Source organism: Sporosarcina sp. SG10008, from assembly GCF_044569405.1.
GTDB lineage: Bacteria > Bacillota > Bacilli > Bacillales_A > Planococcaceae > Sporosarcina > Sporosarcina psychrophila.
In genome coordinates, this window is the sequence record NZ_CP172607.1 from 3,086,855 (window position 1) to 3,099,946 (window position 13,092).

Sequence of the window (13,092 nt, forward strand, 5' to 3'; positions counted from 1 at the left end):
AACCAACGATTTCTTTTTTTACATGACTTGTCTTTTTGCAACGACATAGGGTTTATCCTTTGATCCGATTAATTGTTGATTTGCGGTCACATGAACGTCTTTATCTAATATCACATTCTCCAAATGGACACCTGCTTCAATTTTACAACGCTGCATGATAATCGAGTTTTTTACCGTTGCACCTTCTTCTACGGTTACACCTCGAAACAATACACTGCCCTCTACCTCGCCAGCAATAATGCAACCATTTGCCAGAATTGATTTTTTGACACTCGCTTCATTACGATATTTCGTAGGTGGCTGATTCCCAACCTTCGTCCGAATAAATGGTAGTTTATAAAATAATGCTTTATAATTCTCCTCTGATAATAGATTCATATTATGCCGATAATAACTCTCGATCGAATTGATAAACACACCGTAGCCATTGTTTTTATACGTTTGAACCTTTAACGTAGCAAGATTCTCTTTAATGCCATGGACAAAAAAATGATCTTGGTGGTGTGCAATACATTGATCAACTAACGTCATTAATAAGTCTTTATTGATTATATAAACACCCGTGAAAAGGTCGTTTTCTTGCTTATCATTCGTGATAGTAGTGACCCAGCCATCTTCGTCTGCTTCAATTCGAAAAGCAGAATCATGTTCAGTATTTAACGTCTCAACATGAGTAGTAATCAGCGTGACATCTGCTTTATTAGCAAGATGACTTTTAAATGCATCTTGATAATCCGTATTTGATATAAATTGACTTCCGCTAATCAGTACATAGGAAGATTTTCCACGAGCAAAATAATCACGGTTATTATGAAAAAAACTCAAATCGCCTTTTGAAATATCAGATGGATCGTTCCAATCCGGTGGAAGAATAAACAAGCCACCATTGCGCTCATCCATCTCCCAGCTACCACCTGTTTGAAGATGATCCATTAAGGATCTATATTTATTGCGGGTAAAAATCGCTACTGACTCTACATTAGAATTCCCCATATTCGAAAGCGGAAAATCAATCAAACGATAACGACCCGCAAAAGGAATTGTGGCACCACTACGAAAATAAGTTAATTCATGAAAGTAATGATGCTCGTGTTCCAGATTAATAAGGCCCATCATTGTGTTCATCTATTTTCCCCCTTAAATTGTATAGATAGTCGGTACTTAACAAATAGATTGTCCTTCCAACATCGCTTTGTCGCTTGGTGATGGCCTCACGCTTGTCGCTCCTTCGCTAGATTTACGCGTTATACTGGCGAGGTATACCACCTAGTTAACTTCAAATAAGTAGTGCCGAATATATGGTTCTAATATACACAACATTACTTCAACAGAGAGTCCAACAAGCCATCATACTTCTATTGCTTATCCGATATAACTTAACGCTAAAATCCCACTCAATGTATCTTGATTGATCACGAGCGGCTCTTCAGTAAGTCCAATGCTAATATGTGTGCCTTCAGGAATCTTTGTATTTTCCATTACAATTACTCGTTCTAGAATCGAGTTCTTCCCTACTTCTACGCCTGGATACAAGATGGATTGTTTAACCATGCTATCAGGGTGAATCACTACATTCTCAAACAATACAGAACTATCAACTGTTCCACACACCCAACACCCAGAATTGATCAATGACTGCTTCACAACTGCAGTTTCCCCGATATACTCTGGGGGAATGTTCGTTTCGTTGGTGTATATTCTCCAGTTTTCATTATTTAACAAGAGACTCCAATCTTTATCCAGCAGGTCCATATTGGCTTCCCAATAACTTTCGATTGTACCGACATCCTTCCAATAACCTTCGAAACGATATGCATACAAACGAAGATTATTATTAACCATCGATGGAATAATATCCTTTCCGAAATCATGACTGGATTGACCATTTTCAGCATCCTCCAACAAATAGGATCTTAGTGTTGCCCATGAAAATATATAAACGCCCATAGACGCTAAATTACTTTTTGGATTTTGCGGTTTTTCATCAAATTCGTAGATGCGCATATCATCAGTTGTATTCAAAATTCCAAACCGCGATGCTTCTTCCCAAACCACTGGAATTGCGGAAATGGTGACATCAGCGCCCGTTTGTTTATGTTCTTCCAACATTGCTGCGTAATCCATTTGATAAATATGATCACCCGAAATGACAAGGACATATTCTGGGTCATGCCGGTCGATAAAATGAATGTTTTGATAGATTGCATCAGCCGTACCAGAATACCAGTCTCCTCCGTCTTTCGCTGTATAAGGGGAAAGTATCGTCACACCAGTGTTTTGCCGATTCAAGTTCCACGGTTTTCCATTTCCAATATGTTTATTTAATTCAAGTGGTGAATATTGAGTCATCACGCCCAATGTCTGAAGTCCTGAGTTGGCACAATTACTTAACGTGAAGTCAATAATTCGATACTTACCTCCGAAGTGCACTGCTGGTTTCGCTAAGTTGTTCGTTAATTTGCCTAAACGTTTCCCTTCTCCACCAGCCAACAACATGCCTACACAATTTTTCATTAATTAGCCTCCTCAATAAATTCAGGTACTTTTTTGCACTTAAAAATTGTGATAGCTAAAGGTGGTACCTTTATTTTTATATGCTGTAATAATCTGTGCCATTCTTGCGGAATACTAAAATGGTCAGCATCGTTTACCTGTCCAGATCCCCCGAATTGACTAGCATCTGAATTAAAAATTTCTTGATAAGTTCCAGGAGTTGGCACACCAATTTTATAGTCAAAAAGGACTTCCGGTGTGAAATTGCAGACAACGATTAGTTCTTCCCCTGGGCTTGTACTACGTCTACGAAAAGCAATCACACTTTGATCGATATTATGAGGATCAATCCACTCAAACCCTTCAGTATTATGGTCTAATTCATAAAGTTCAGGATATTCCAAGTAGAAATGATTGAGCGCTTTAACATAGTTAAAAATCGCTTTATGAAGTGGATAATCTAAAAGTTGCCAATCCAATTGTTCTTGATCCTTCCATTCAGCATACTGTGCTAGCTCACCTCCCATAAATAATAACTTTTTACCAGGGTGCGCCATCATATAGCCATAAAGCAATCTCAGGTTTGCAAACTGCCGCCACTGGTCACCAGGCATTTTATCGAGCAATGATTTTTTACCATGAACGACTTCATCGTGTGACAGCGGTAGTAGAAAGTTTTCTGTATGTGTATACATAAATGGGAAAGTTAGTAGATTGTGATGCCATTTTCGGTAAACTGGATCTGCTTCCATATAGGTAAGCGTGTCGTTCATCCAGCCCATATTCCATTTGAAATTAAAACCAAGCCCTCCTACATGTGTAGGTGCCGTAACAAGTGGTAAATCTGAACTGTCTTCAGCCATCATCATTGCCCCAGGCTCATATGAAAAAATAACTTCATTTAATTTGCGGATAAAGGCATATGCTTCAAGATTTTCATCTCCACCGTATGAATTGTAGATTTTATCCTTGTCTTCCGATTTATCAAAGTTAAGATAGAGCATGCTAGCTACTGCATCTACACGAATTCCATCGATATGATATTCTTCCAACCAAAAAAGTGCATTAGAGATTAAAAAGCTTTGTACTTCAGGTCGTCCAAAGTCGAAGGTTAATGTTCCCCACAACTTTTTTTCAGCTTTACGAGGATCGGCATATTCATATAATGCCTCCCCATCAAATTGACGAAGTGCAAAATCATCCTTACAAAAGTGACCAGGAACCCAGTCCATAATTACACCGATGTTCTGTTGATGGCACTGATCAACAAAGTATTTAAATTCATCACGTGGACCATAACGAGACGTGACAGAAAAATAACCAGTTATTTGATAACCCCACGACAGATCAAATGGATGCTCCGCAAGTGGGAGTAATTCAATATGTGTATAACCTAGCGATTTTACATAAGGAACCAATTGATCAGCAAGTTCGCGATATGAATAAAATTCACCGTCTACATTTGTTTTCCAAGAGCCTAGATGAACTTCATAAATCGATACGGGTGATGAATAAACATCAAACGTTTTCTTTTCTTCTTGCCAATCATCATCACTCCACTCATATCCGGATAGAATCGGGGTTAAAGATGCCGTTTTAGGTCGAAGCTCAGATTGAAGAGCATATGGATCTGCTTTCAGTAGCACTTGACCATTGTCCGATTCAATTTCATATTTATAAGGGATGTTTTCGGGAATATCCGTATAAAAACCAATCCATAACCCTTCGTTCGTGACTCTCTTTAATGGGTGTAAATTGCCTTTCCATTGATTAAAATCACCGACTACATGAATTTCTTTAGCGTTAGGTGCCCACACTACAAATCGATAGCCTTGAGTACCTTCCCATTCAATCGTATGGCAACCTAATAATTGGTGACTATGATAATTAGTACCTTGGTGAAATAAAAATAGTTCTTGTTCTGAAATATTGTAATACATCGTGCTGACTCCTTTCTTGAGCCAATTAAGATTATATTCAGGATGGTATACGAATATGACTAGTTCTTCTTTGTCGTGGATCTTTTATTATTCACTTCTTTGTAATAGCTCGATATAAAAAGAATCAACTTTCACAATCTAAAGCAGCTACAAACGCTACGTAGAAACCTTATTGCTAAGGGTTATACCAAATTCTATGTTAGCAGATTATTATGTAAATGAATGTTAAATCGTTCTACAAATTTCTTTTATTGGTAAATTTAATGTAAATTAATGTCGAATGAATGACTTAACTCTGACTCCACATCCATATAGAAATCAATTCCATTACTTAGTTTTAGAATAATGTGACAACTATTTTTTAGGGAAATATATTAATTCCTGGTTAAAATTCAAGTAAGTTTCTTAAAATAGGGGTAGAACATATACTAGGAATAAGCAAGTATGAATGGCAAAAGCGGAGGTAGGTTTTAGGTATTGGCAATAGAGAACTCGGCGTCCATACGTCTTGTATGTTAGATTCAAACAAGAAAAGGGGTTGCTTTTGTGGAAACTCATGTAGCTTGGATCGATGATGTTCACGTGTTAACCGTTATCGTGAACGATATATCTATATTGCTGCACACGGAAGAACCTCCCGTCATTTATTGGGCAGCAAAAGAGAAGTATTTTTCGACAAAGGTTGAAAAAGTAAACGCCGATTCCACCGTAAGGATTATTCTTTTAGAAGAACTGCCAATCGGAGAAAGTCTTGTGCTCTTATGGGGCACAGCGAAGGTCCCTGTTTACCCTAGAGCAATCGTCCGAACGGATTGGTTTGATCAGCACTATGCTGATTTGACTACTAAATTAGGGACTGACTATGAACACTCCGCAACCACATTCTCTATTTGGGCCCCGACGGCTACTTCTGTAAAGTTAAATTTAGATAATCGTGATTTTTTATTAAATCGACAAAAAAGTGGTCTATGGCAACTAAAAATGGATGGTGATTGGCATGGTTTTTCTTATGATTATAAGGTTATTGTCAATGGACAAACGACACGTTTGAATGACCCCTATGCAAAAGCTATGCTTGCTAACAGTGAAAAAAGCGTGATTATAGACCCTGCTAGAACTGACCCACCTAACTTTAACAAACGAAACAGGCCAAAACTTCAGAATTTACAAGATGCAATTATCTATGAATTACATGTAAGAGACGCGACCAATCAAGAAGAAAGCGGTGTCGTTAATCGAGGTAAATATTTAGGTTTGACAGAAACAGCTACAACGACAAAAAATGGTTTTTCAACAGCGCTCACTTATATGAAAGAATTAGGTTGCACGCATGTTCAACTTTTACCAATTAATGATTTTGCACGCATAGATGAGACTAGTCCGAACGATGGCTATAATTGGGGGTACGATCCATTATACTTTCAAGTACCAGAAGGCAGTTATTCCGTAACACCTAATGACCCCGTGGCAAGAATCATTGAATGTAAAAAGATGATTCAAGCGTTTCATCAGGAAGAAATCGCGGTCATCCTTGATGTCGTTTATAATCATGTTTTTATCATGGAAGAATCACCATTTGAAAAACTTGTTCCAGGCTATTACTTCCGTTATCACAGTGATGGAAGCCTTAGCAACGGAACTGGGGTAGGTAATGATTTTGCAACAGAGCGAGCAATGGCCCGGAAATTCATTTTAGATACAATTGATTTTTGGCTGAATGACTATCATGTAGATGGATTCCGGTTCGATTTAATGGGGGCCATCGATATCGAGACAATGAACCAAATTCATGAGCGCTGTAAAGAAGAATCAGTGCCAATTATGCTTTTAGGAGAAGGTTGGGATCTTCCAACAGCATTAGCTTCCGAAAAAAAAGCTACTTCCATGCACTCCAATCAATTAACAGATATCAAATTTTTCAATGACTACTTCCGCGATTCACTCAAAGGTCAGTTATTTAACAAACACGATACTGGTTATGTAAATGGTCAAGGTCGTTTCATCGAAAGGCTGCCCCACCTCGTATCTGGAACCACTTTAGAAGAATTTGGTGCACCATTTGTGTCCGAGGTGAACCAAACAATTAACTACGTCGAATGTCACGATAACCACACACTATGGGATCGGCTTCTACTTAGCAATGATCAAGACAGCGATTTGACGCGTAAGAAAATGCACCAACTTGCTTCCGGAATCACGTTATTAAGCCAAGGGATTCCGTTTATCCATGCCGGTCAAGAGTGGTTTAGAACTAAACAGGGCGATGAGAATAGCTATATTTCCAGTGATTGGATCAATCAATTAGATTGGCGGAAAAGAGAAGTAGAAAATGACTATGTTGAATTTATTAAAACGCTGATTGCGCTTCGAAAAAAATATGATGTATTTCGCCTTACTTCTAACCAAGATATTAGGAGAAGATTATATATATTAGACACGCCCGCTCCTGTTTTTGGCTTCACATTACTTGGAGATAACGAAGATTTTGCAATCTATATTAATCCAACAAAAAAATCCTATGAGTTGCGCTTACCTTCATCGGCAATATGGAGAGTGATGGCGAATAATAATTTTAATAAGAACACAGCGCAACAGGAAGTAAAAGGTGAATTTACTTCTGTTGATGCATACGAGTTAGTTGTCTTAAAGAAATCACGGGAGATCGAATAAACAAAAAGGGATAGGTAAACTCCGTTTTCACTTGATCATTTCCGTCCCGCTTTCGGCGAACTATTCATGACAGATTTTCTGAGGGGACCCCGTATGGCTAGAAGTTACTTTGTCACTTCTAGCCATACTCTTTTCAGTAATACTGTTACGAATAGTTGCCTGTCGCGTAGCTGCACTGTTTGAGTGAAAAATGCGGTTGCTTTGGAAGTAATGAGTAGATGACATTCTATACAGATAGTAAGTGCCCGAAGATGCAATTTCGGGCACTCTTGCACGTTTTACAATGCGTTCCTTTCTTACTTTTAGCAAAGAGTATGCATCTAATCATGTGATGCCTTATAGAAATTTACAGCCGCCAAAATTGCATCTTTGGCGGCTTTTATCCAGGTAAGAAGCTAGCTATTCTTTAGTTCCCAAAACCCTTAGCACTTCGTGTACCTATGCCTTTGGAGAGCGACGGATGAAGGACCACCATACGATTACCGAAACAAATATGTAGCGACAAGTAGGTGATCATGTTATTTACGGGTTGTTTTTGGTTAATCAACACGTGTTACAGTACATCACTAAAATATTTCACACTCCTCTTCACCTCCCCAATCGTTCGTTCAGGCCAATTCGTTTCGATGAAAATCTCCATCAACTTTTCATGTCGACCTCCATGTTGTTCCGCCCATTCAAGCGCAACGACCCCTTCATAGAGTAAAGCCATAGTACGCATTAATCCCTTTGCTTCGATTGTTTGATTGTCAGGGTTCAAACTTGCAAATATCGTGAGGTCTTTTGCTAGTGTCTCCACTGCATTGGATATCCGTAGTTTCCATGAACTTTCGGGAACAGAATCTAGTCTCTCTGTCATTTCGTCGATAAATAGCAAGTGTGCACTGAATTTATTGACGAGCCTGAGGAGCTCCAATCCTAAAATATTCGCGGTCCCCTCCCAAACCGTTAATACTTGTGCATCGCGAAGTAACCGCGGTGTGACGAAGTCTTCGATATAGCCATTTCCACCATGCATTTCAATTGCTTCATGAGCGAAATGGATTGCCTGTTCTGCGGTTTCTTTTTTAACGAGCGCAATCTTCAGGCGGTTCAATGCAGTTTCTTCGTCGGATGCATTCCCAGAAGTTACTTTATCAAAGAGCTTAACCAGATCGAATGTTGTTGCCAGTTCGACTTCGAGCTTCGATTTCATGGTCGCTAAACTTTCCTGAATCATCGGAAAGTCAGTCAACTTTTTGCCAAATGCATTGCGTCTTTCTGCATACATCAAGGCCTCGTTGAACGCACGGCGCATGATGCCAAGTGACGCGACGGCATTACAAATTCGTGATAAATTTAACGCTTCCATCATATAATAGAAGCCCTTTTTCGGATCACCCACGACATAAGCTAGAGCACCATCAAACTCCACTTCACCCGATGGTACTGCCCGCACGCCAAGCTTATCTTTCAATCTCCGAATCTTAATACCATTTAGTGAACCGTCGTCTTTTCTCCAAGGCACCGCAAATAAACTTAGTCCGCGCGAGCCTTCTGCTGAACCTTCCATTCTAGCAAGAACCATAGCGACGCCTGCCATTCCAGCATTGGATGCAAAATACTTCTCTCCGGATAAACGATAGTTTTCACCGTCTTCCACTGCCTTCACGACATTAGCACCTACGTCTGAACCTCCTTGTCGCTCCGTTAAAAATGTCGCACCTTCAAATAACTCCGTATCACCCGTTGCACAAACATGCGACAGGAACTTCTCCTTCACTTCTTCATTAGCATAATGATCTAGCAAATAAGCTGTGGCTTGCGTCAACGTCACAGGACAATGGAATCCCGGTTCTGCTTGTGATAATAAGTAGCCTTGCGCAAAACTGTAGAGGTAGTTTCCTTTATGGCCGAGTTCCGGGATATCTTTATGAACATAGCCCACAATCCCTGTCCGATACGTTTCTTCCACTGTCTTTTTATAGCCTTCATTGACCCAGACATGTGAACGATCATCTCCGTACTTGTCATAGATTTCAAGACGGGGTTGCCCTTCACGGTCAGTATGTTTGGCACGTTCATCGATTTCATTGGCAACTAGTGAACCAAATTTCGTTAATTCTGAATGGGCATAATCGTAAAATTTAGGAGACAAGGATTCTTTTAATAGTGTTTGTAATGTCTCATCGTGCTCAAAGAAATTCAATGGTGTTTCAATTTCCGACCTTTGCTGTAAGACCATTTACTTCGCCTTCTCTCAATGGTTGTTTTAATATCTTGCCGGATGCATTACGCGGTAGAGCCTCAACTTGTTCATACAAACGCGGTACTTTATACTGCGCAAGCTGTTCTTGCGCAAATTGTTTAACCTCTTCTAGATTAAGCACTTCACTTGCCGCAAAATAAGCCTTAACCGTTTCGCCCCATTCCGGATGCGGCACGCCAACTACTGCCACTTCATTAATTGCCGAATGTGTAATTAGTACTTCTTCAACTTCTTTCGGGTAAATATTGACTCCACCGGAAATGATCAGATCTTTTTTCCGGTCGACAACCCAAATGTAACCGTCTTCATCTATTTTCGCCAAGTCACCTGTTTTCAACCAGTCCCCTATGAATGTTTCAGCCGTTGCTTCTATATTGTTATAGTAGCCAAGCATATTGCCTTCCCCACGTAAAAGAATTTCCCCTACTTCGCCTTGTTGCACGTCTTCCCCGTTCGGATTAACAATCCTAAACTCTGCGTGAAGCGCCGCCCGTTTTCCAATACTGCCTGCTTTCGTTTTATGTTCACTTGCGCTCAATAACGTGCCGTTTGGACCCGCTTCTGTCAGTCCATAGACACAGATGAAGTTATCCGATTTGAACTTTTTCTGCACAAATTCAACTTCCGGTTGCGATAAAGGCGCGCTGCCGTAAATCCACCATTTCATTGAAGACAAATCAGCTGTTTCCATCTTCGGATTCTTCGCTGTCAATAAATAAACGACGGGTGCCCCGAAGAAGTGTGTTGTTTTTTCTTGTTCAATAGTATCAATTAAAAGATCAGGTGTGAATGTTGGCGTTAATACGCTAGTCGCACCAACTATTAACCCCGCCATGAAAAACAGATGGAGCGGTGCAGAATGACTAAGCGGCATCATGATGAGCAAGCGGCTCTCCGGTTTAATTTCCATCTCAACACAAATCATTTGCGCAACTGTTAGGATGTTTTTATAACTGAATAACACGCCTTTCGGTTTACCTGTTGTGCCGGAAGTATATAAAATGGTCGATTCACTGGAATCTGGTAAATTGCACTCGATTGAGGAATCATTGTCATTGAATACTGTTTCAAAACTGATCCACTTATCGTCTAGGGGAGCTCCTGTTTTGATTAACACTAAATTGCTATCCAGGTTTTTCACTGATTCAAACAGCAAGTCATGTGCGATGAAGGCTTTTGCATCAGAATTCTCAAGTACATATTCGACTTCTGACAGCGTCATCTTGGCATTTATCGGGACAATGATTGCCCCAAGCCGCTGAACTGCAAAATAGGCGATAACAAATTCCGGAACGTTTGGCATATATAGAACAGCTTTATCTCCTCGCCCAATTCCAAGAAGCTTGAGGCCGTGCGCAAAACGATTCACAAGCTGATCAAGTTCCTTATACGTATAGCGTTTCCCCATTCCAATAACCGCTTCAGTCTTAGGATATTTCCTTGCATTACGTTCCAACAATTGTGAACTGTTCATTTCCTTAATCCCCCTTTAAATTGGTTAGTTTTTCGGCGAATTGCATAAGCAGCTGTTCCATTTCCATCTTCATTTCCGTGAGCTCCTGAATTTTGTCTTCCACTTGTCCGATTTTTTCATTGCCAAAATCGATTGTCCGCTCCAATTGTTTTATCCCAGTCCGATCTTTGTCAAAAAGTAAAATCATCTCCTTTATTTCATCCAGCGTGAATCCGTACCTTTTTCCGCGCAAAATCAGTCGCAGCTTTACGACCTCTGCTTTCGTGTAAATCCTTCTATTTCCCGCGGTCCTGTCGGGTTTCAACAAACCAAGTTCCTCATAGTACCGGATTGTACGGGTCGACACATCATATGCCTGGGCAACTTCAGTAATATCCTTCACTTTAGCTCCCCCTTTGAAGTGTTGGAATTTTCAACTATATGAGTAGTTTAACATTGACGTTAACGTTAATGGCAAGTGGGGGTAAGGAAATTTATTAATAGAGTTAGATGTTGGATATGATCGGTGGCCGGGGGATATGATTGGGGCGCACGCGGATATGATCGGTTGCCGGGTTTTATGATCGGGGCGCACGCGGATATGATCGGTTGTCGGGTTATATGATCGGGGCGGACGCGGATATGATCGATTACCTGGTTATAGGATCGGGCCGCACTCGGATTTGATTGGGTGTCTGATGATAGGATCGGGACGCACTCGGATTTGATCGGGTGCCGGGTTATATGATCGGGCCACATACGGATATGATCGATTACCGGGTTATATGATCGGGTCGCACTCCGATATGATTGGTTGCCGGGTTATATGATCGGGTCGCTCGCGGATATGATCGGGTGCCGGGTTATATGATCGGTTCGCACTCGGATATGATCGGGTGTCTGATGATATGATCGCGTCGCACGCGGATATGATTGCTTACCGGGTTATATAATCGCTCACCCCTTTTTCCAATAAAAAAAGGCTACCCGTTAAAGGATAGCCCCATCTCAAACACCCACACGCACTTCTTGCTTAAACCGCTGAACTGCCTTCGCCGAATCAACTGAATGACCCATTTCATTCAACGTGTCACCAATTAATTCAATCGCTTGTTCCAACATTTCCTCTGTTGTGTTCCCCATATGCCCAATTCGGAACGCTTTTCCTGCTAAATGAGCAAGTGATCCTGCTACAATCACACCTTTTTTACCAAGCGTTGCGCGGAATTCCGAGTCGCCGACACCCTCAGGATAGAGGATACAGCTCAATGTTGATGCTGCTACATTTTCATCGGCAATTGCTTTCATGCCATATTCAGAAAGCGCGGCTCGCACCGCTTTGCCGAATGCCGTATGGCGAATAATTCTTGTCGACAAGCCTTCTGCGTGAACGAGTCTCATTCCTTCATTATAGGCATAAATCAAGTTCACTGGCGGTGTTGCAAAATATTTTGAAGGGTCGTTCATGACAGGAATCCAATTGTAGATATCGCAATAATAAGCCGGAACGCGTTCAATCTTCTCCCTAGCAGCCAAAGCGGTTTTGTTAAAGGCGACAATCGCTAATCCCGGTGGAACGCCAATTGCTTTTTGAGAGCCAGTCAAAATAACATCAATTTTATAGTCCGGATGGCCGTATGTTTTACTCATATCTTCTTCCATCGCTGCCGTTGCACAAACACCATCTAAAATGACAAGTGCACCATGTTTTTTCACGATTGGTACAAGTGCTTCGAGATCAGCTGCAACACCAGTCGATGTGTCTGCATGCGTAATTGTTACTGCTTTATAATGCCCTTCAACAAGTTTCGCCTCCACTTCTTCAGGCGTAACTTGTTTGCCCCATTCCGATTGAAGCACATCCACCTCAATGCCAAAAGCTTGCCCTAATTTTATGAACCGGTCACCGAAATAACCTTGGCTGACCACTAATATCTTTTCTCCAGCCGCGACTGTGTTAACAAGCGCCATTTCCATTGCAATCGTTCCTGATCCGGCAACGACAAAAACTTCCCCATCTGTTTGCAACATTTCACGTGTCTGTTCAATCGCATTTTTGTAAATTGCAACAAATCTCGGATCAGTATGCCCTCTTGTTTCACTCGCCATCGCATCATAAATGGAATCGACAACAGGCGTCGGTCCAGGTATCAGTAACATTTCTTCGTTTCTCATTCTATTTCCCCCCCACTTATTTTCAAAATACAATTACTAGCTCTAGTACTACTTCCATACTTGTTGAGTAAACCCTCTTATATTGAATCAAGGCAAGTAAAAACGGCTTTATT

The 13,092-nt window shown here is 40.8% G+C and carries 8 protein-coding genes; 1 reads left to right on the forward strand and 7 read right to left on the reverse strand.

Features of this window, described 5'->3' with window-relative positions; translation table 11 throughout:
* Positions 1-18 precede the first annotated feature (18 nt).
* The 3 genes from glgD to glgB form a co-directional block, all read right to left on the reverse strand.
* Entirely contained in the window at positions 19-1,125 is a 1,107-nt protein-coding gene (gene glgD, locus ACGLYD_RS14745) for a glucose-1-phosphate adenylyltransferase subunit GlgD (RefSeq protein WP_342538933.1), read from the reverse strand.
* 237 nt (positions 1,126-1,362) lie between these two features.
* On the reverse strand, positions 1,363-2,514 hold the full coding sequence (locus ACGLYD_RS14750) for a glucose-1-phosphate adenylyltransferase (RefSeq protein ID WP_399628777.1): 1,152 nt from the start codon (positions 2,512-2,514) through the stop codon (positions 1,363-1,365).
* On the reverse strand, positions 2,514-4,433 hold the full coding sequence (gene glgB / locus ACGLYD_RS14755) for a 1,4-alpha-glucan branching protein GlgB (protein WP_340740615.1): 1,920 nt from the start codon (positions 4,431-4,433) through the stop codon (positions 2,514-2,516). The genes ACGLYD_RS14750 and glgB overlap by 1 nt, the downstream gene beginning before the upstream one ends.
* A 546-nt stretch (positions 4,434-4,979) precedes the next feature.
* Here glgB and pulA point away from each other — a divergent pair.
* Positions 4,980-7,103 carry a type I pullulanase gene (gene pulA, locus ACGLYD_RS14760; RefSeq protein ID WP_399628781.1) on the forward strand — a complete coding sequence of 708 codons (2,124 nt, stop codon included), beginning with the start codon at positions 4,980-4,982 and terminating at the stop codon, positions 7,101-7,103.
* Positions 7,104-7,656: 553 nt separating this feature from the next.
* On the opposite strand, the gene ACGLYD_RS14765 is transcribed toward pulA, so the two are convergent.
* The 4 genes from ACGLYD_RS14765 to ACGLYD_RS14780 form a co-directional block, all read right to left on the reverse strand.
* Positions 7,657-9,327, reverse strand: coding sequence for an acyl-CoA dehydrogenase family protein (locus ACGLYD_RS14765; RefSeq protein WP_399628783.1), 1,671 nt, complete (start codon positions 9,325-9,327; stop codon positions 7,657-7,659).
* Entirely contained in the window at positions 9,299-10,825 is a 1,527-nt protein-coding gene (locus tag ACGLYD_RS14770) for a class I adenylate-forming enzyme family protein (RefSeq protein WP_399628785.1), read from the reverse strand. Before ACGLYD_RS14770 ends, ACGLYD_RS14765 begins: the two co-directional genes overlap by 29 nt.
* 4 nt (positions 10,826-10,829) lie before the next feature.
* Complete coding sequence (locus ACGLYD_RS14775; RefSeq protein WP_399628788.1) at positions 10,830-11,207, reverse strand: MerR family DNA-binding transcriptional regulator; 378 nt, start codon at positions 11,205-11,207, stop codon at positions 10,830-10,832.
* Between the two features lie 605 nt (positions 11,208-11,812).
* Positions 11,813-12,979: a pyridoxal-phosphate-dependent aminotransferase family protein gene (locus ACGLYD_RS14780; RefSeq protein ID WP_399628791.1), complete on the reverse strand. Its 1,167-nt coding sequence runs from the start codon at positions 12,977-12,979 to the stop codon at positions 11,813-11,815.
* Positions 12,980-13,092: the final 113 nt, after the last annotated feature.